This is a genomic window from Pantoea eucrina (genome assembly GCF_020079945.1).
GTDB classification, from domain to species: Bacteria; Pseudomonadota; Gammaproteobacteria; order Enterobacterales; family Enterobacteriaceae; genus Pantoea; species Pantoea eucrina.
Window position 1 is genome coordinate 2684007 of the sequence record NZ_CP083448.1, and the last position, 19007, is coordinate 2703013.

The 19007-nt window shown below is 58.3% G+C and carries 16 protein-coding genes; 4 read left to right on the top strand and 12 right to left on the bottom strand.

Going from position 1 to position 19007, the window contains the following annotated elements:
* Positions 1–36 precede the first annotated feature (36 nt).
* From LAC65_RS12790 to rppH, 8 genes are all read right to left on the bottom strand, one after another.
* Positions 37–333, bottom strand: a complete 297-nt coding sequence (locus tag LAC65_RS12790) for a prepilin-type N-terminal cleavage/methylation domain-containing protein (protein WP_113655886.1) — start codon at positions 331–333, stop codon at positions 37–39.
* A gap of 22 nt (positions 334–355) precedes the next feature.
* Positions 356–784, bottom strand: a complete 429-nt coding sequence (locus LAC65_RS12795) for a DUF2509 family protein (RefSeq protein WP_083429503.1) — start codon at positions 782–784, stop codon at positions 356–358.
* The gene (locus tag LAC65_RS12800; RefSeq protein ID WP_039379955.1) at positions 781–1320 is read right to left on the bottom strand and encodes a prepilin peptidase-dependent protein; all 540 of its coding nucleotides are present in this window, start codon (positions 1318–1320) and stop codon (positions 781–783) included. Before LAC65_RS12800 ends, LAC65_RS12795 begins: the two co-directional genes overlap by 4 nt.
* Positions 1311–1781, bottom strand: coding sequence for a prepilin-type N-terminal cleavage/methylation domain-containing protein (locus LAC65_RS12805; protein WP_039379959.1), 471 nt, complete (start codon positions 1779–1781; stop codon positions 1311–1313). Before LAC65_RS12805 ends, LAC65_RS12800 begins: the two co-directional genes overlap by 10 nt.
* A gap of 190 nt (positions 1782–1971) precedes the next feature.
* Positions 1972–2766 carry a thymidylate synthase gene (gene thyA, locus LAC65_RS12810; RefSeq protein WP_039379962.1) on the bottom strand — a complete coding sequence of 265 codons (795 nt, stop codon included), beginning with the start codon at positions 2764–2766 and terminating at the stop codon, positions 1972–1974.
* The gene (lgt, locus tag LAC65_RS12815; protein WP_039379964.1) at positions 2763–3644 is read right to left on the bottom strand and encodes a prolipoprotein diacylglyceryl transferase; all 882 of its coding nucleotides are present in this window, start codon (positions 3642–3644) and stop codon (positions 2763–2765) included. The genes thyA and lgt overlap by 4 nt, the downstream gene beginning before the upstream one ends.
* A 112-nt stretch (positions 3645–3756) precedes the next feature.
* Complete coding sequence (gene ptsP / locus LAC65_RS12820) at positions 3757–6003, bottom strand: phosphoenolpyruvate--protein phosphotransferase (RefSeq protein ID WP_039379967.1); 2247 nt, start codon at positions 6001–6003, stop codon at positions 3757–3759.
* Positions 6004–6015: 12 nt separating this feature from the next.
* Positions 6016–6546 carry an RNA pyrophosphohydrolase gene (rppH, locus tag LAC65_RS12825; protein ID WP_039379969.1) on the bottom strand — a complete coding sequence of 177 codons (531 nt, stop codon included), beginning with the start codon at positions 6544–6546 and terminating at the stop codon, positions 6016–6018.
* Positions 6547–7231: 685 nt separating this feature from the next.
* Here rppH and mutH point away from each other — a divergent pair.
* From mutH to LAC65_RS12840, 3 genes are all read left to right on the top strand, one after another.
* The gene (mutH, locus tag LAC65_RS12830) at positions 7232–7918 is read left to right on the top strand and encodes a DNA mismatch repair endonuclease MutH (protein ID WP_039379971.1); all 687 of its coding nucleotides are present in this window, start codon (positions 7232–7234) and stop codon (positions 7916–7918) included.
* A 226-nt stretch (positions 7919–8144) separates the two neighbouring features.
* A complete protein-coding gene (locus LAC65_RS12835) occupies positions 8145–8363 on the top strand; it encodes a YgdI/YgdR family lipoprotein (RefSeq protein WP_039379973.1) in 219 nt (72 codons plus the stop codon).
* Between the two features lie 143 nt (positions 8364–8506).
* Positions 8507–9547 carry an NADP(H)-dependent aldo-keto reductase gene (locus LAC65_RS12840; protein ID WP_224144785.1) on the top strand — a complete coding sequence of 347 codons (1041 nt, stop codon included), beginning with the start codon at positions 8507–8509 and terminating at the stop codon, positions 9545–9547.
* A 221-nt stretch (positions 9548–9768) separates the two neighbouring features.
* On the opposite strand, the gene lplT is transcribed toward LAC65_RS12840, so the two are convergent.
* From lplT to LAC65_RS12860, 4 genes are all read right to left on the bottom strand, one after another.
* Positions 9769–10968: a lysophospholipid transporter LplT gene (lplT, locus tag LAC65_RS12845; RefSeq protein WP_039379977.1), complete on the bottom strand. Its 1200-nt coding sequence runs from the start codon at positions 10966–10968 to the stop codon at positions 9769–9771.
* Positions 10965–13115: a bifunctional acyl-ACP--phospholipid O-acyltransferase/long-chain-fatty-acid--ACP ligase gene (gene aas, locus LAC65_RS12850; protein WP_039379979.1), complete on the bottom strand. Its 2151-nt coding sequence runs from the start codon at positions 13113–13115 to the stop codon at positions 10965–10967. Before aas ends, lplT begins: the two co-directional genes overlap by 4 nt.
* 346 nt (positions 13116–13461) lie before the next feature.
* Entirely contained in the window at positions 13462–15192 is a 1731-nt protein-coding gene (locus LAC65_RS12855) for a penicillin-binding transpeptidase domain-containing protein (protein ID WP_039379981.1), read from the bottom strand.
* Between the two features lie 274 nt (positions 15193–15466).
* Positions 15467–17740: a molybdopterin guanine dinucleotide-containing S/N-oxide reductase gene (locus LAC65_RS12860; RefSeq protein ID WP_039379984.1), complete on the bottom strand. Its 2274-nt coding sequence runs from the start codon at positions 17738–17740 to the stop codon at positions 15467–15469.
* 194 nt (positions 17741–17934) lie between these two features.
* On the opposite strand from LAC65_RS12860, the gene galR reads away from it, so the two are divergent.
* Positions 17935–18936, top strand: coding sequence for an HTH-type transcriptional regulator GalR (gene galR / locus LAC65_RS12865; RefSeq protein WP_039379986.1), 1002 nt, complete (start codon positions 17935–17937; stop codon positions 18934–18936).
* Positions 18937–19007 lie beyond the last annotated feature (71 nt).

Below are 19007 nucleotides of genomic sequence, written 5' to 3' on the forward strand. Positions count from 1 at the left end.
AATTCTCCTTTAACAAAGCAGTACCCTACAGCCTGGTCACTCTACCCTTAAACGGCGGAGATGCCTATTAATCTGGTCATCTTCGTGACATTTCAGCCGTGCCAGCATCGCTGTGCGCTGATGCGGGCCGGTCACGGTCACCCGCTCCAGCGTGCAGCTACCTGGCAGAATCTGCTGCTGGCGCTGCGTGTGCCAGCCCGCTGTGTCATGACCCAGCAACGCCTGCTGCGCAACCTGCCACGCCTGTCGCTGCTGCCACTGCTGGCTGAACCCCAGCGTCAGCGCACGCTGATAGTGCAGCAGCGTCGAGATGCTCAGCGCCAGCAGCAGCATGCCCACCAGCGCCTCGGCGAGGCTAAATCCCCGCTGTAACTGCCTCTCCCGGACACGCCTCCGGCGCGGCCAGCGGGCAGAAGTCAATCCAGCCGTGCGGCAAGGCCAGCACGCGCGTTCCACGAAGTTCAACCCAGCGGTAGAGCCAGAGTGCGCTGCCTGCCTGGCGCGCGGATAACAAGCCATGCCCTTCCTCCCTGCGCAGCAGACAGCTCTGCCACTGCGCGGTTGTCCACTGCTGACACTGCCAGCCTTCAGCCGGCGACCACTGCTGCTGCACTCCCCAGCGCAGCGCCGCCTGCGCCTGGCTGTGATGCTGAAAGTAGTGCTGCGTATCGGCAACCAGCACCATGCTGCGGCTCAGCTGCTGGCGGGTCGCATGCAGCGTTACGCCTCCCAGCAGCAGCAGCATCATGATCATGCCGAGCGTACTGTTGCCCCGCTGGTTCACAGATTGATGCCTTCGATAACGCGTACCAGCGTGACCTGCTGCTGACCTGCACGTGCCGCCAGCTCCAGCCGCAGGTAGCGCTGCTGGCGGCTGACCTGAAAACGTTCCAGCAGCATAAATGCGGGATCGGTGATGCGCTCCCAGCCGCTACCGTGACACGCCTCAACGCCGCGCTGCATCTCCAGCTGCCCGCTACGCAGACGATAGCCGTAGTAATCACTGTCGCTATGCCCCGCTCCCTCCCAGCGACCGTTGCTGTTCTCATCCCAGCGCAGCAGCACACAGCTGCCGCTGTTTGCCAGCGTCAGTGGCGCACCGCTGCAGGTTCCCCGGCAGTAGCCCGCCCGGCGCAGCGCTTTTTCCAGCATGCCGGCTATCTGCTCCAGCTCCTGCTGCAGCTGTACCCGCTGCTGCAGCCGCAGATTCTGTTCCAGCAGCAGCGGCAGAAAACGCCCCAGGCTAAGCATCAGCATGGCGCTTATCGCCAGCGCAATCAGCGTTTCCAGCAGGCTGAACCCGGCCTGAGCTACCCGCACGTCGCTGCTTCCGGCTGGCAGAGACGAACACGCGCGCGGGCAGAGATGATTGCGCGCCAGCGCCCGGCAGCGCTCGTTATTTCCACGCTACCGGCGCGCGCTACGTCTCTGCGCCCGTAAAAACCGGGTTCGCCCGTCAGTGCGCTGAGGTGTATGCCTGCATACGGTGGCGTGAACCACCAGCGCGAGGGCGTCGTGCAGCCTGCAGGCGGTACGGGGCCGGTACCGAGACAGCCACCCTGACCCGGCTGCAGCCAGAGCTTTAGCTCGCGATTATGCCAGCCCGCATGCGCACGCAGCTGCAGCAAAAACGCCTGCAGCTGCAGCACACTTTCGCGCAGCTGCTGCTGCTGCTGCCACCGCTGCCACCCCTGTATCGCCCCGCCGCCCAGTACGCCTGCGATGAGCATGACGATTAGCAGTTCCGGCAGGGTAAATCCGTGATGATTATCTCTGTTCATGACGTCACTCTGCCGTCAGCGCAGCAGCGCTACAAGCGTGACAGTTGTGCGGTCAGGAGTGGATCACAGACGTGCTTCAGCCGCTACAGAGAGAACCATTTTTTTGTGCGGCAGCGTCAGAAAAACGTGGCCTGACAGGCAAAAAAAAAGCCCTGCACAGCGGCAGGGCTCAGGTGCGATCGGGAGCAGATCAGACTGCCACAGGGGCCTTGATGGCAGGATGGGGATCGTAGCCTTCTACCTCAAAATCCTCGAACTGATAGTCGAAAATTGAGGCTGGCTTACGCTTAATCACCAGCTTCGGCAGCGGACGTGGTTCGCGCGTCAGCTGCAGGCAAGCCTGCTCCAGATGGTTGCTGTAAAGGTGGGTATCGCCACCGGTCCAGACAAAATCACCCACTTCCAGATCGCACTGCTGCGCGACCATATGCACCAGCAGCGCATAGCTGGCGATATTAAACGGCAGGCCGAGGAAGATATCGCACGAACGCTGATAGAGCTGGCAGGAGAGTTTGCCGTTCGCGACGTAGAACTGGAAAAAGGCGTGGCACGGAGCCAGCGCCATCTGATCCAGCTCGCCCACGTTCCAGGCTGAGACAATAATGCGGCGTGAGTCCGGATCGCGTTTCAGCTGCTCAATGACTCTGCTTATCTGATCGATCTCTGCGCCAGAGGCGCTGCCCCAGCTGCGCCACTGCTTGCCGTAGACCGGACCTAAATCTCCGTTTTCATCCGCCCACTCATCCCAGATGGTGACCTTGTTCTCTTTCAGATACTGAATGTTGGTTTCCCCTTTCAGGAACCACAGCAGCTCGTGAATGATAGAGCGCAGGTGCACTTTTTTGGTGGTGACCAGCGGGAAGCCTTCCTGCAGATTGAAACGCATCTGGTGGCCAAAAATGGAAAGCGTGCCGGTACCGGTACGGTCGGCCTTTTCTGCGCCTTCATTCAGCACATGCTGCATCAGTTCCAGATACTGTTTCATTTTACCTCTCGGGTTTGTTGCTGCGGACGACGACGATACGCCCAGACCATCATGATAATGCCCGCCAGAATCATCGGCACAGAGAGGATCTGCCCCATGCTGATACCGCCTTCAAACAGCCCCAGCTGCGCATCCGGCTGACGGAAAAACTCGACAATAATGCGAAACGCGCCGTAACCAATCAGGAACAGTCCGGAGACACTGCCCATTGGACGCGGTTTGCGAATAAACAGGTTGAGAATAAGAAACAGCACCACGCCTTCCAGACACAGCTCATAGAGCTGGGAGGCGTGACGGGGCAGTACGCCATAGGTATTCAGCAGCTGCTGATACTGCGGGTTATTCACCGCCAGCGCGAGATCTTCACTGCGCGATCCCGGAAAGAGCATCGCGAATTTAAAATCGGGCGCCACGCGGCCCCACAGTTCGCCATTGATAAAGTTACCGAGGCGACCCGCGCCAAGACCAAACGGGATCAGCGGCGCAATGAAGTCAGACACCTGGAAGAAGGTACGTTTCGTGCGACGGGCAAAAATCAGCATGACCACAATCACGCCGATAAGGCCACCGTGGAAGGACATGCCGCCATCCCAGACCTTGAACAGGTAGAGCGGGTTTTCCAGAAACAGCGGCAGATTGTAAAACAGCACATAGCCGATACGACCACCGAGAAAGACGCCGAGGAATCCGGCATAAAGCAGGTTTTCCACTTCGTCTTTCGTCCAGCCGCTACCGGGCTTGTTGGCGCGGCGCACCGCAAGCCACATGGCAAAAACAAAGCCCACCAGATACATCAGGCCGTACCAGTGAAGCGAAATCGGTCCGATTGAGAAGATCACCGGATCGAATTGGGGAAATGAAATGTAGCCGTTATTCATTATTCACCATCGATTTTTCTGCCCAACGTGGGCGTGGCTAAAGGGCCAGACAATAAAAGGCTGCGCATCATAGCACAGCCGCTTTTCACAGTTTCCGCAGAAATGTAAACCGTTAACGACCGCCGCGAATCAGTCCACCCAGACCGCGACGCTCCATAAATGCCGCAACCAGATGACGCACTTCCGAAGCGGTATGCGCTGCAATGCCCTGCTGGCTTAGCTTCTGTACTTCCTCCCGATCCAGATGTCGCAACAGGTACTTCACCCGCGGAATATTTTTGCCGTTCATGCTGAGATGATGATAGCCAAGCCCGACCAGCAGCGCGACACACATAGGATCGCCCGCCATTTCACCACACAGGCAGAGCTCAAGTTTGGCTTCCCGGGCTTCACGCGCAATGGTATGCAGCGCGCGCAGCATGGCGGGATGCAGCGGATCGTAGAGGTTTGCGACCCGGGTGTTGTTGCGATCCACCGCCAGCAGATACTGCGTCAGATCGTTGGTGCCGACCGAGATAAAATCAACGCGGCTGGCCAGATGCGGGATCATAAACAGCATTGAGGGCACTTCGATCATAACGCCGATACGCGGCCGGGGAATGGGATAGCCCAGTACCTCCTCCACTTCACGTCCGGCGCGATCGATCAGCCGGCGCGCGTCATCGATCTCATCAATATGGCTGATCATCGGCAGCAGAATATTGAGGTTTCCGGAGGCGACGTTAGCGCGCAGCATGGCCCGCACCTGGACCAGGAAGATCTCCGGCTGATCGAGCGTCAGGCGAATACCGCGCCAGCCAAGACACGGATTCTCTTCGCTGATTGGCATATAGGGCAGCTGTTTGTCCGCGCCGACGTCCAGCGTGCGCAGCGTGACCGGCTTATCGTAAAACAGCTGCAGCATGCCCTGGTACTGCGCCACCTGCTCCTCTTCTGACGGGAAGCCGCTTTGCAGCATAAACGGGATCTCAGTACGATAAAGGCCGATGCCATCGACCCAGCTGTCCAGCGCCTGCTCATGCTCCGGGCTAAGACCGGCATTGAGCATGACCTGCACCCGCTCCCCGCTTTTCAACTCACCGGGCTGATCCACCACGCCTTCCGCCATTTTGCTCAGCGCGTTCTCTTCGCTGATCAAACGCTGATACTCCTGTACCAGCACCGGCTCAGGATCGATCAGGACTTCCCCGCGATAGCCATCAACGATCAGCTGCCGCTTGTTGAGCTGCACCGGCAGGATATCGGCACCCATCACGGTCGGGATCCCCATCGCCCGCGTCAGGATCGCCGCATGTGAGTTAGCGGCGCCGTCGCGCACGACCACGCCTGCCAGCCGCTCATGCGGCAGCTCGGCCAGCGTCGTGGCCGTCAGCTCATCGGCCACCAGCACAAAGCGCTCCGGCCAGGCGTTGGTTCCCACCAGCGTATCATCAAGATGAAACAGCAGCCGCTGCCCCAGCACCCGCAGATCGCCGGCCCGTTCGCGCAGATAGTGATCCTGCAGGCTGGCAAACTGCGCCGCAAACTTTTCGATCACGGTTTTCACCGCCCACTCAGCCACCGATCCGCGCTCGATCTCCGCAAACAGATCTTTTTTCAGCCGCGCATCGGTCAGCAGATGCGAGTAGAGATCGAAGATTGCCGCGCTCTCTTTCTGCACGCCGGCCGCAAAGCGTTTACTGAAACGGCGGAATTCATTGCCCGCTTCCCCCATCGCCACCACCAGCCGCTCGCGCTCGCGCTGGGGATCAAGGGTTGATGCGGCAGAAACCTGATCCAGCAGCGGCTGTGTTTCATCCACCCAGCCGATCGCCACCGCCACGCCCGGAGAGGCGGCAATCGCTTTAACACGGGTTTGCCGGAACTGGCCAAATAGCTGGCCGAGCTGTGACTGTGAGAGCAGCCCCGCCATTTGCGTGGCGAGCGTCACCAGAAATGACTCTTCACTCTCATCAAACTGACGGTGTTCGCGCTGCTGCACCACCAGCACGCCCAGTAGCTGGCGACGACTGATAATAGGTACACCAAGGAAAGAGCGATAACGCTCTTCTTTTACGGCAGGAATATATTTAAAGCTGGGGTGACTCTGCGCATCGGCCAGGTTAATGGGTTCAGCAAGCCGGCCAACCAGGCCGACAATGCCTTCATCAAACGCCAGTGCGATCGTACGGCCGCGCGGTTTTTTCAGACCGCGGGTCGCCATCAGGTAGTAGCAGTGTCGATCGTGATCGGCGAGGTAAACCGAGCAGACCTCGGTCTCCATCGCCAGGCAGATTTCGTTAACCAGAATGTCGAGTGCTTCATTCAGACGCGGTGCACCCGCCACTTTTTCTACTATTTCGCGCAACTGAGTGAGCATAAGGGGCGTGGCCTATCCTCTTTTACGACGGTGGGCAACAGGGTTATTGCGCTGCCCCACACTCTCCTGCATCGACATTACCACGCCAGCAAACTCTTTCATGACGCGCCGGTAAACATCGCGCTTGAAGGAGACCACCTGACGTACCGGATACCAGAAGCTCACCCAGCGCCAGCCATCAAACTCGGGTGTGCTGCTGTGTTGCACATTGATATCCGCGTCATTACACATCAACTGCAGAAGAAACCACTTCTGTTTCTGGCCGATACAGACCGGCTTTGTATCCCAACGCACCAAACGTTTAGGCAACTTGTAACGTAACCAGTTACGGGTTGAAGCAAGTATTCGAACATCTTTGCGGTGTAAACCCACTTCTTCGAACAGTTCGCGATACATCGCCTGCTCTGCGGTTTCACCCGGATTGATGCCTCCCTGAGGAAACTGCCAGGAGTGCTGTCCAAAGCGCCTGGCCCATAACACTTGCCCCTGCCTGTTGCAGATTACGATACCAACATTCGGGCGGTAGCCATCATCATCGATCACTGGACTACCTCAAAGCTTAATTTGAATGGTCTGATTGTTTCACACTCCTTACAGGCGGTAAACCACTGGATAAGCCGGACCTCCGCAGAATAAAAAAGAGTTAACCCACAGAGATGACTTAACTTATAAACAGTTACCCTGCCTGTTGTGCGATCTTATGCACTTTTTCTGTGGATAGCTTTGTGCAGAACGCGGTAATTAACTGCAGACAGTTTAACGCCAGCGCAAAACAGAGGATTCTTATCCTGATAAATATATGATTATAATTAATAGCTTAATTAAAAAAATGGTGTCAGTCCGAAAGGCTTTTTTTAGCGCGGGTCAGACAAAGAGAGACGTGTGATTAAAAAACAACCGCCGTTGTTTTTATCCACAAGGAATGCCCTAAACCTGGTCAGATGATGCAAAAAAATCGCGCATTGCGGTTCAGCAGGCCCTGTAAATAGAAACAGGGATCGGCTCAGGACGGGCTTATCCCATTTATCTGTGGATAACTTACACTGATATCCTGTTTATTGTGGCGGACAAATCGGGATAAACTGTCTCTCTGAACCGTACCTGCTGCTGCAGTCATTCAAAAAAGCAGTGTGAATCATGCTATTATGACGCCCGTTCAGAAAGAGGCGATGTGGACAACCTGCCCGCCCGCAAACTGATTATTTTTTAACCAAATCAGATATTGATCATGACATTTCACGATCCTTTGCCCGGTTCCCCGATAAGTGAAGAAGAGTTGCTGCAGCGTGCGCATCAGCTGGCCGGAGAGCGGCTGGAAACCCTGGCAGCCCGGCTTAACCTGCCGGTACCTGATAATCTTAAACGCGATAAAGGCTGGGTCGGCATGCTGCTGGAGCTGCACCTGGGTGCCAGCGCCGGCAGTAAAGCAGAGCAGGATTTTGCGCATTTGGGTATCGAGCTTAAAACCATTCCGGTTGATGCTCAGGGCAGGCCACTGGAGACCACCTTTGTCTGTGTGGCGCCGCTGACGGGTAACAGCGGCGTGACCTGGGCGTCAAGCCATGTGCGCCATAAGCTGGCGCGGGTATTGTGGATCCCGGTTGAGGGCGAGCGCACGATCCCACTGGCTGAGCGTCGGGTGGGTACGCCCCTGCTCTGGCAGCCAGACGCAGAAGAGGAGCAGCAGCTGCGCGCCGACTGGGAGGAGCTGATGGATATGATTGTGCTGGGGCAGGTCGAGCGTATTACCGCCCGCCACGGCGCCTGGCTGCAAATCCGTCCCAAAGCAGCCAACAACCGGGCGCTGACGGAAGCCGTAGGTGAGCATGGTGAACGCATTATGACGCTGCCGCGCGGCTTCTATCTTAAAAAGCACTTTACGGCTGCGCTGCTGGCGCGCCATTTTTTACTGTAATTCACTACACGCTCTCTTATACCGCACATTTTCCGACGTCTGGTTTTGCCAGCGTCCGCCAGCTAACGTTACACTCTTCAGGTGCTGAGCAACCAGCAGGAAACGTGCCTGCTTGTCAAGCTAATGCACGCTATCTCTCGCTTTTTTAAGAATCATGCGATTACTTCGTCAGGTAAAAGCATTTATTACTACACTTTTGCAGTTGGAGCAGCTCAGGGAGCGGATAATGAAAGGGTTAGCGGGTGTAGCGGGTTTACTGCTGGCAGCGTCAGTGCTGAGCGGTTGCAGTAGTGACTATGTGATGGCAACAAAAGATGGCCAGATGATTATGACCGAGGGCAAGCCCTCGATCGATAAAGAGACCGGCCTGGTTGAGTACACCGATCGGCAGGGTCACGTTATGCAGATCAACGGTGATGAAGTTTCCACCATCATTGAACGTTAAGTGCCAGATTACCCGGCCTGCACGGCGTTTTCCTCCGTGCAGGCGATTTCCCGGAGTTTCCCCTCTTCCTTCCTCTGTGTCAGACAGGCTATAGTCCGAAAGGACAGAACATTCCGTTTCATAATGAAAAAAGGAAGCCGGCAATGCATTATCACCGTATCCCCCATAGTACGCTGGAAGTCAGTCAACTGGGGCTAGGCACGATGACGTTTGGTGAGCAAAACAGCGAAGCCGACGCCCACGAACAACTCGATTACGCTGTGAGCCAGGGCATCAATCTGATCGATACCGCAGAGATGTACCCGGTTCCGCCGCGTCCTGAAACCCAGGGATTAACTGAACAATACATTGGCAGCTGGCTGAAAAAGCGCGGCAGCCGCGATAAAGTGATCCTCGCCAGCAAAGTCGCCGGGCCGGTTCGCGGCAGCGACGCGCTGATCCGCCCGCATCAGGCGCTCGATCGCAAAAACATTCGCGAAGCGCTGGATGCCAGCCTGAAGCGTCTGAATACCGACTACCTCGATCTTTATCAGCTGCACTGGCCGCAGCGCCAGACTAACTACTTTGGCAAGCTCGGCTACGAGTACAGCGAAAGTACCGCGACCGTGACCCTGCTGGAGACGCTGGAAGCGCTGACCGAACAGGTGCGCGCCGGTAAGATCCGCTACATTGGCGTTTCGAATGAGACCGCCTGGGGCGTAATGCGCTATCTGCAGCTGGCTGAAAAACATGAGCTGCCGCGGATTGTGACGATTCAGAACCCTTACAGTCTGCTGAACCGCAGCTTTGAGGTTGGGCTGGCCGAGATTAGTCAGCATGAAGGCGTGGAGCTGCTGGCTTACTCAAGCCTCGCATTTGGTACTCTGAGCGGCAAGTACCTGAATGGCGCGAAGCCCGCTGGCGCCCGCAACACGCTGTTCAGCCGCTTTACCCGTTACAGCAGTGAGCAGTCGCAACAGGCGATCGCCGCCTATGTCGACCTGGCAAAGCAGCATAATCTGGATCCATCGCAAATGGCCCTCGCCTATGTGCGCCAGCAGCCGTTCGTTGCCAGTACCCTGCTGGGCGCGACCACGCTGGAGCAGCTGAAAATGAATGTGGAGAGTTTTAATCTGACGCTGAACGCCGATGTGCTGGAAGCGCTGGAAACCATCCACCGGCAGTATACCTATCCCGCACCGTAATTTTTCAGGGTTATATGAATACGGCGGAGATTAACGCAAGGGCGTCATTAATGACGCCCTTTTTGATTGCGGTGAAATCGTATAAACGCAGGTGCATCGATACATACGCCAGGGTCGCATAAATGCGACCCCTACGGGAATGTTGAATCATGCGATGGGAATTCGTAGGGGCGTCATTAATGACGCCCTTTGAATGCACCAGGGCCGCATAAATGCGGCCCCTACGGGGATACGGGACGCGCTTTCCACCACAGCAGCGCGATTGCGGCGGCAAATACTATGCCAAAGCCTGTGCCGGTGGCAATCGCCGGGGCACCGAGCTTAATCGCCAGGGTATAGAGACCCAGCATCAGCAGCATGGCGCTATTCTCGCCGAGGTTCTGCACGGCAATTGCATTACCTGAACCCACGCTCGCCTTACCGCGCTCCTGCAGCAGTGCGTTGAGCGGCACCACAAAAAAACCGCCCAGGGCGCCGATCGCCATCAGCAGGAGATAAGCGTTCAGCAGCGTGGTTTGCAGCGAAAACAGCACCACCATCACTCCTATCAGCACCCCTGCCGGCATACAGCGCCGCCCCGTCTGCAGCGTCACCAGCTTAGCCGCCGCCGCCGCGCCCAGTACAATTCCTATCGCTACCATGGCGTTGAGGGTGGTGGGCGTTTTGTTATCGGTAATGCCTAAGGCCACCGGCACCCAGAGCACCAGCAGGAAACGCAGTGTGACCCCTGCTCCCCAGAACAGACTGGTACCCAGCAGGGAAAAACGCGTCTCGCCGTTATGCCACAGCTGGCGTGCTGCACCGCTGAAGCTGCGCAGCATCCTGAGCGCATGCCAGCTCTGACCGGGACGCGCCGCGCTGAGGCGGGGAATGAAGAGATTGGCGACGACCGCCAGCGCGTAGGTCAGCGCACAGGCGGCCAGCGCCATCAGCAGATGCCAGTCCGCCAGTATCCCGCCCGCTACCGAACCGAGCAGAATGGCCGCGATGGTCGATGCCTCCATCAGCCCGTTGGCTTTCACCAGACGTTCACCGCTGGTGATTTCCGTCAGAATGCCATACTTCGCCGGCGAGTAAGCGGCCGCGCCGATGCCCACCAGCGTATAGCCGAGAAACGGATTAAAGCCGAAACAGATGGTCAGCGCACCCAGCAGCTTCAGACTATTCGCCAGCATCATCACCCGTCCTTTGGCGAAGCTGTCGGCCATCTGCCCGACAAACGGCGCCAGCAGAATATAGGTGGCGACAAACAGCATCTGCAGGACCGGCTGGCTCCAGTCGGGGTAGAACTGATTTTTCAGCACTGCCAGCGTGGCAAACAGCAGCGCGTTATCACCAAAAGCGGAAAAAAACTGCGCCACGATCACGGCAATCATACCGCGCGACAGCAGCGGAGCGCGGGCCTCCCCATGCTGGCTCATGCTCTCTCCTCTTCCGCCAGCTGCTTCAGGCTGACGTAGTCTGGCTTACCGCTGCCGAGCATCGGCAGCTGTTTCATGACGCGGATATCGCGCGGCACCGCCAGCTCTGGCGCACCGGTTTCACGCGCCGCCTGCAGCAGCTGCTCGCGCGTTAGCTCGCTGTCGGTGGTAAACAGCACCAGCGCTTCGCCGCGATTACCGTCCGGACGCAGCGAGGCGGCATGCTGTTTTTCACCGGAGGCTTTCAGCGCAATCTGTTCAACGCTCTCCAGCGACACCATCTCACCGGCTATCTTGGCAAAGCGCTTCGCCCGGCCCTGAATCTGACAAAAACCGCCTTCATCGAAACTGACAATATCACCGGTATCATACCAGCCCGCCTCCATCACACCTTCGCCGTTGTCCGCCACGGGCGGTTCCAGCACGCCGGGCGCGTCAACACGCAGATAGCCATTCATGATATTCGGGCCGCGCAGCTGCAGCCGGCCACCCTGCTCAATGCCCGGCACTGAAATCAGACGGGAATCCATGCCGGGCAGCAGACGGCCAACGGTATGCGTGCGGGCAGCCATCGGCACGTTGATCGCCACAACCGGCGCGCACTCGGTGACGCCATAGCCCTCAAGAATACGAATACCGTATTTCTCCATATAGAGCTGGCGCGTGCCTTCCTGCAGCTTCTCCGCACCGGCTACCACGTAGCGCAAACGGGCAAAATCATAGGGGCTGGCGAAGCGCGCGTAGTTACCCAGAAACGTTGACGTACCGAACAGAACGGTGCAGTTGCGGTCATAAACCAGCTCCGGCACGATGCGATAGTGCAGCGGACTGGGATAGAGGAAAACCTGCGCCCCGGTGAGCAGCGGCGTGAAGAGCCCCACCGTCAGGCCGAAGGCGTGAAACAGCGGCAGCGCTGACATAAAGCGATCGCGCGGCGTAAAGTCGGCCACGGTGCGGATCTGCTCGACGTTAGCCAGCAGGCTCTTATGAGAATGCACCACCCCTTTAGGATGGCCTTCCGAACCAGAAGTAAACAGCACCATCGCCGCCTCTTCCGGCTGCTGCGCCAGCTGTGCCCGGCGCGGCAGCAGCAGATGGCCGAGGATCCACAGCTTATCCTGCAGCGTTACCGTCTCTTTAAGATCTTCGAGGTAAATCCATTCGACTTCAGTCAGCCCCTGCGGCAGATGCCACAGGTTGCCTTTTTCCAGAAACTGGCGTGAGGTAAACACGGTTTTTACCTGCGAGGCGGTCAGCGCGGCACGCATGCCGCTGACGCCAGCCGTATAGTTGAGCATGGCCGGAACGCGCCCGCGCATGGATGCACCGAGGATCGCTGCAGCGGTCACGGTAGCATTAGGCAGCAGCAGACCAATATATTCTCCCTGCCGGCTGTAGCGCTCAAGAATACGTCCCACCCCAAGCGCCTTTTTCAGCAGGCCGGTGTAGCTGTCCGGCTGAAAATTTACATCTTCAATACAGGCTTTGGTCAGTCCGTAGCGGGTACGCGCGCTGAGAAAAGCTTCGTAGAGCGTTTCGCGCGGGCGCACCGCCATGCGCGCTTCCATCATAATATGGTGCAGGTGTTCACCTGCCAGCACGCGCCGGTCGCGGGCGCGTTTCGCCTCCGGCATCGGAATATGGGTCGCTGGCAGCACGCTCAGCGTAATCCGGGGAAACAGGCGGCGCTTAAACACCCCGCCAAGACGGCCAAACGGCGTATACTCCGCTCCCTCAATGCGCATCGGCACCACCGTCGCGCCCGATTTCGCCGCCACAAAGCCGGCACCGCTGTAGATCTTCATCAGCGACCCGGTCACGGTGATACGACCTTCCGGAAAAATCACCACCGGGCGGCCGGTGTTAATCATGCGAACCAGATGTTTGATCGACATCGGCTTAGTGGGATCGAGCGGCACAAAGTCGATAATCGGTTTCAGCAGGCGCATATACCAGCGGGTGCTGATAGCAGAATAGACCGCAAATACCGGCCTGATCGGTAAAAACAGCGCAACCAGCACGCCATCCAGAAAGGACATATGATTAGGCGCGATCAGCACTTTCTCTTTATGCAGCGCCGTAAGATCGCCGCGCAGCTCCACGCGCCATAGCAGGCGACAGAGAGTGCGCAAAAGGGTAAATAGCATGCCAGCTCCTTAGCAAGGTCAAAAATGGTAATTACCTTGCAGGATTTGCCGGGCGGCGACAAGTACAGAGCAGAATTAAAGCGGAGTCCCTGACAAACAGCGATGCGGGGCCGCAAAAAAAAGATAAAAAAAACCCACGCGTCTGCGTGGGTCGGTGCAACCGAACAGGGTTATACCTGCAGTGCAGGTATCGCTGCCGCAGCAGCCGATCTTCACACCAATCATACCTCTGGGATCGCTATCGTCGCGCAGCAGCCTGCGAAATAACAGCGGCTAAACGCAACCGTATTCAGCGAAATGCAACCAGGTATGAACAGCACATCCTGCTGGTTACATTTTGATTTAGCTAGGATTTATCTGACGGTGGCTTGCTGTAAAGCGCATCCGGCGCAATGTTCATGTGCTTCAGCACCGGTCCCATAATATTGCCGAAGATGGGCGCGGCCACCGAGCCGCCGAAGTGATCGCCCGCGGTCGGATGGTTGATCATCACTACCAGCGCCACCTCCGGATGGCTGGCTGGCGCGATCCCGGCGGTATAGTTCACGTAACCGCCATCATATTTGCCGCTGCTGCCCATCTTCTCTGCGGTACCGGTTTTGGTCGCCAGGCGATAACCTGGTACCGCAGCCTTGATACCGGTGCCGCCCGGCAGCACGTCACTCTCCAGCATATGCACCACGGTCTGTACAATCTGCGGATTGGCTACCTGTTTGCCCAGCACCGGTGGCGTGACTTTGGTTATCGACAGCGGACGATAAACGCCAAACGAGCCCAGCGTGGCATATTCGCGCGCAATCTGCAGCGGCGTCACGCGCAGGCCGTAACCAAAGGAGAAGGTTGCACGTTCAATGTCCGCCCAGCGCTCGCGATGCAGCGGAAAGTAGCCCACGCTCTCACCGGTTAATCCCAGTCCGGTAGGCTTGCCGAGACCAAATGCCTGATAGGTGTTGACCAGCGCTTCCGCCGGCATCGCCAGCGCAATATGCGATACGCCGATATCACTCGATTTTTGCAAAATGCCGGTCATGGTGAGACGCGGCCAGTGGCCGACGTCGCGGATAAGATGGCCATTGACGCTGTAGGGGGTGGTATCAATCACCGAGTCAGGCCTCACCAGATGGCGCTCCAGACCCTCCATCACTACCAGCGGTTTGACCGTTGAGCCGGGTTCAAAGCTGTCATTGATGGCGACGTTACGCATCTGCGCGGGTGTCGCCTTGTCGAAATTATTCGGGTTGAATGAGGGATACGATGCCATTGCCAGAATTTCACCGGTATCGATCTTCACCAGCACCGCGGCGCCGGAGTCCGCTTTGTTCAGCAGCACGCCGTCGCGCAGCCTGCTGTAGAGGGTAAACTGATCAAACTTGTCGATGCTGAGCTGCACCGTGGGCGGCTGCTTCGGCGGCTCATAATCGATCATCGAAATGATATTGCCCTCGCCATCCTGGCGATAGACCTCTTTGCCTGGCTCGCCCTGCAGCACCCGATCAAACCCTTTCTCCAGCCCGTTAAGCCCGTTGCTGTCAGCTCCCACAATGCCAATCAGCGGCGCAGCCGCTTCACTCATCGGATAAAACCGGCTGTCGTTATAGACCGAGCTGATCCCTTTCAGGTGCAGTTCGGCGATATCTTTGGCGATCCCCAGCTCAATTTTGCGTCCCAGATAGAGAAACCGCTTTTTCGGGTTAGCCGTAATCTGCGCCTGCAGATCTTCCGGGCGCATGCTGAGCGCCGCCGCCAGATAGCCCCACTTTGCGCTGCTGAAGTCGGGATTCGCCTCCAGCACGCGTTTAGGATCGGCGATGATGTCGCGCGACGGTACGCTCAGCGCCAGCGCCTGGCCATCGCGATCCAGCAGCGTGCCGCGATTCGTGGGCAGCGTAACGGTGCGCAGCGAGCGCTGATCCGCTTCATGCTCCAGCATCGGATGGTTGATCAGCTGCAGATCGCCGACGCGGGCGAGCAGCAGTCCCATACAGGTCAGCACGCCCAGACAGATCAGACGAAAACGAAACGGGTTAAACGGGGCTTTAATCTGGTCTTTACCCAGAAATTTTTTAATCGGAGGCATAGCATTCCGCTGCGGTGAGAGTCGTTATCCAGACTGGTTATCGGCTGTTATAAAGAAAGGCCTGGCAAGTTGACAGGAAAACTGTGTTTCAGTTATTTGCAGAGATGACGGACAAAAAAAACCTGCGCATCTGCGCAGGTTGGTGTAATCAAGAAAACGTTTTGATGTTCACCCATCAATACCTCTGGGACCCTGACTGTAGCAAGCCAGCTGACAGCCCTGCACCTGCTTAAACGCAACAGTTGCCCGCAAAATGTAACCAGCGGTGAGATTGTTAGTGGTTTGTGCAACCGTGATGTTTTCTGACTTCGACCAGGCAGCTCATGGCGTTCGGTCCCTGCGTCAGGGAAGAGGTCCCGATATCCAGCGTCAGTACGTTCGGGTTGCCGGCGCGATCCCACGGCTGCCACGTGCCGCCAAAGCCGGGATCGAACCATGCACCGGTCGCGATAATCAGTACGCCCGGCGCGACGCCGTCGGTCAGGCGCACGCCGGCCAGCATACGGCCGCGCGCATTGCTTACCTCAACCACCTCCCCGTCGGCAATGCCGCGCTGCGCGGCATCCTGCGGATGCATCGACAGCGTCTCATGCCCGGCAGTTTTATTGGCCTGAACGGCAGGGGTTGCATCCAGCTGGCTGTGCAGCCGGTCGGCAGGCTGCACTGAGATCATATGCAGCGGATAGTCGCTGCTCAGCGGCGCACCCAGCCACTCCTGCGGCTCACACCAGGTGGGATGACCCGCGAAGTCATCCAGCTGATAGTCCGCAATGGTCTGGCAAAAGAGCTCAATTTTGCCGCTGGCGGTGGCGATGGGATGCGCCTGCGGATCGGCGCGAAACTCCTCCATAAAGATATAGGGTTTCCCGCCCTCGGGGATCTCCACAAACCCGCGCTCCCAGAACTCACTGAAGGCCGGGAAAGCGATACCGCGCCGCGCATGTGCCTGTGCGCACTGCTGATAAAGATGCTCAATCCACTGCATCTCGTTGCGCCCTTCCGTGAAGCGGTCGCGATAACCGAGGCGATCGGCGATGTCAGCAAAAATATCGAAGTCGTTGCGTGCCTGATGCTGTGGCCTGACTGCCTGGTGCATCGCCAGCACAAAGCGATCGCGCGACGATCCGCCAATATCGTTGCGCTCCAGCGTGGTTGTCACCGGCAGCACAATGTCCGCCATCTGCGCCGCAGGCGTCCAGACAATATCCTGCACAATCACCGTATCGGGTCGCTGCCAGCCGGCGACCAGCCGGTTAAGCTGCTGGTGATGATGAAACGGATTACCGCCCGCCCAGTGCACCAGATGGATATCAGGATAGTGCAGCGTCTCACCGCAGAAGTCGTAAGGTTCGCCTGGCTGCAGCAGCATGTCGCTGATGCGCGCTACCGGAATCGCCAGATTGGCCGGATTAGGCCCGGTGCTCATCATCGGCGCCGGTCCCTCCTGACGCGGATTGCCTACGCTGTTCATTGAGCCATGCCCGAATGAGAAGCCTGCGCCCGGCAGGCCCGGCTGACCCAGCATGCAGGAGAGCGCAATCATCATCCAGTAGGGCTGCTCACCGCGGTGGGCGCGCTGCACGGAGTAAGCGCTGGTCATAAAGCTGCGCCTGCCCGCCAGCTGCTGTGCCAGCTGTGCGATACGTGCGGCCGGAATAGCGGTAATGGCGCTCGCCCAGGCTGCGGTTTTTGCCACGCCGTCGCTTTCGCCCAGCAGGTAAGCGCGCAGCTGCGGCCAGCCGGTGCAGTGCGTGGCGAGGAAGGTATCGTCAGTGGCGCCGTTGCGCAGGATCTCATAGCCCAGCGCCAGCATCAGCGCGACATCGGTATTGGGGCGAATCGGGATCCATTCGGCGTTCAGCCACGCCGGACAGTCATCGCGCTGCGGGCTGATGTTGATTACCGGGGTCCCCCTGGCGCGCAGCTGCTCCAGCGCCGGCTTCAGGCTGTGCTGCCCCGCTCCGCCGGACGCGACCTGCGCATTTTTCAGCGCCAGGCCACCAAAGGCGACAAAAATCTCGGCATGCTCCACCACCTGCGGCCAGTCGGTTACGCGCCCGGTCAGCGGCATGTAAGTGCCAATCACATAGGGCAGGAAGAACTGGGCGGCGCCCCAGCTGTAGTTGCCCTGCTGATCGACCCCGCCGCCGCCCTGAAAATAGAAACGCCGCACCAGCGTCCGCGCATGGTTCACCCGTCCGGCCGAGGACCAGCCGTAAGAGCCGGTAAAGATGCCGGCTGCCCCGTAGCGCTCGCGTACGCGGCGGTTCTCTTCTGCGACCAGATCGAGCGCGGTATCCCAGCTGACCGGCACAAAGTCTTCACGCCCGCGCAGGGTGCGATCGCTGTTCTCGCGCGATTTCAGCCACGAGCGGCGCACCATTGGCTGGCGGATACGCCTGTCGGAGTAAACCAGCTCGGGGATGGTGTGGATCATAGGTGAAGGATCGGTATCGGCAAAGAAAGGTTCGCAGCCTGTCAGGCGACCATCTTCCGTCACGGCGGTAAAAGCGCCCCAGTGCGCCAGGTGCGGCACGCGTGTTTTCATGAGAGTGTCCGGCAGATAAACAGAGAATGCGCGGCAGCATAGCATGAGGCTGCAGTCCGCCAGAAGCCTGCCTGTGAGCGGCTGATTTTCCGCGCTTTTGCGACAACGCTGGCATTCTGATCGCTTGCGGCCCAGGGGCTTTTCCGTAACACTGATGCGATGTGTAAACGTTTTCCCTGGATGTCGATAATTGCATGGCTACCATAAAGGATGTTGCCCGTATGGCCGGGGTGTCGGTTGCGACCGTTTCCCGTGTTATCAATAACTCTCCCAAAGCCAGCGAAGGTTCACGCCTCGCGGTAACCCAGGCGATGGAGCAGCTGCAGTATCACCCTAACGCCAATGCGCGCGCGCTGGCACAGCAATCTACTGAAACGCTGGGGCTGGTGGTGGGTGATGTATCCGACCCTTTTTTTGGCGCGATGGTAAAAGCGGTGGATGAAGTGGCAGGCGAGACCGGCAACTTTCTGCTGATTGGTAACGGTTACCATAATGAACAAAAAGAGCGGCAGGCGATTGAGCAGCTGATGCGCCATCGCTGCGCGGCGCTGGTGGTGCATGCCAAGAAAATCCCGGCAGACGATCTGGAGATGCTGATGCGTCAGGTGCCGGGTATGGTGCTGCTGAACCGGCTGATCCCGGGCTTTGAGTCACGCTGTATTGCGCTTGACGATCGCTATGGCGCCTGGCTCGCCACCCGGCATCTTATTCAGCAGGGCCATACGCACATCGCTTTTATCTGCTCCACGCACACCATTTCTGATGCAGAGGATCGCCTGCAGGGCTATTACGATGCGCTGCGGGAACACGGCCTGCCCTGTAACGACCGCCTGGTGGCCTGGGGTGAGCCTGATGAAACAGGCGGTGAGCAGGCGATGACGGAGCTGCTGGGCCGCGGCAAGTCTCTGACGGCCGTCGCCTGCTATAACGACTCGATGGCTGCTGGCGCGCTGGCGGTGCTAAGTGATAACGGCATCCGCGTACCAGAGGAGATGTCACTGATCGGGTTTGATGATGTGCTGGTGTCACGTTACGTGCGTCCGCGCCTTACTACCGTGCGCTACCCTATTGTCACTATGGCGCAGCAGGCGGCACAGCTGGCGCTGGCGCTGGCACACGGCAGCGAGCTGCCTGAAGTCACCAATATGTTCAGTCCGACGCTGGTGCGGCGTCACTCGGTGGGTGGGCCTGGATAAGTGATGCGCCGGGAGCTTTGCGCTAAGCAGCGCGCGGCACCGGAGGGGTTCCGCCCGCCTGGCTTCTGGCA

Bases quoted from the DNA above. Each gene is read 5' to 3' on its own strand.
- lplT (WP_039379977.1), bottom strand. From the start codon at position 10,968: ATGAGCCAGCATGGGGAGGCCCGCGCTCCGCTGCTGTCGCGCGGTATG.
- LAC65_RS12790 (WP_113655886.1), bottom strand. From the start codon at position 333: ATGCTGCTGCTGGCGCTGAGCATCTCGACGCTGCTGCACTATCAGCGT.
- LAC65_RS12805 (WP_039379959.1), bottom strand. From the start codon at position 1,781: ATGAACAGAGATAATCATCACGGATTTACCCTGCCGGAACTGCTAATC.
- ptsP (WP_039379967.1), bottom strand. From the start codon at position 6,003: ATGCTCACTCAGTTGCGCGAAATAGTAGAAAAAGTGGCGGGTGCACCG.
- lgt (WP_039379964.1), bottom strand. From the start codon at position 3,644: ATGAATAACGGCTACATTTCATTTCCCCAATTCGATCCGGTGATCTTC.
- galR (WP_039379986.1), top strand. From the start codon at position 17,935: ATGGCTACCATAAAGGATGTTGCCCGTATGGCCGGGGTGTCGGTTGCG.
- LAC65_RS12840 (WP_224144785.1), top strand. From the start codon at position 8,507: ATGCATTATCACCGTATCCCCCATAGTACGCTGGAAGTCAGTCAACTG.
- LAC65_RS12835 (WP_039379973.1), top strand. From the start codon at position 8,145: ATGAAAGGGTTAGCGGGTGTAGCGGGTTTACTGCTGGCAGCGTCAGTG.
- thyA (WP_039379962.1), bottom strand. From the start codon at position 2,766: ATGAAACAGTATCTGGAACTGATGCAGCATGTGCTGAATGAAGGCGCA.
- LAC65_RS12860 (WP_039379984.1), bottom strand. From the start codon at position 17,740: ATGAAAACACGCGTGCCGCACCTGGCGCACTGGGGCGCTTTTACCGCC.
- LAC65_RS12855 (WP_039379981.1), bottom strand. From the start codon at position 15,192: ATGCCTCCGATTAAAAAATTTCTGGGTAAAGACCAGATTAAAGCCCCG.
- aas (WP_039379979.1), bottom strand. From the start codon at position 13,115: ATGCTATTTACCCTTTTGCGCACTCTCTGTCGCCTGCTATGGCGCGTG.
- mutH (WP_039379971.1), top strand. From the start codon at position 7,232: ATGACATTTCACGATCCTTTGCCCGGTTCCCCGATAAGTGAAGAAGAG.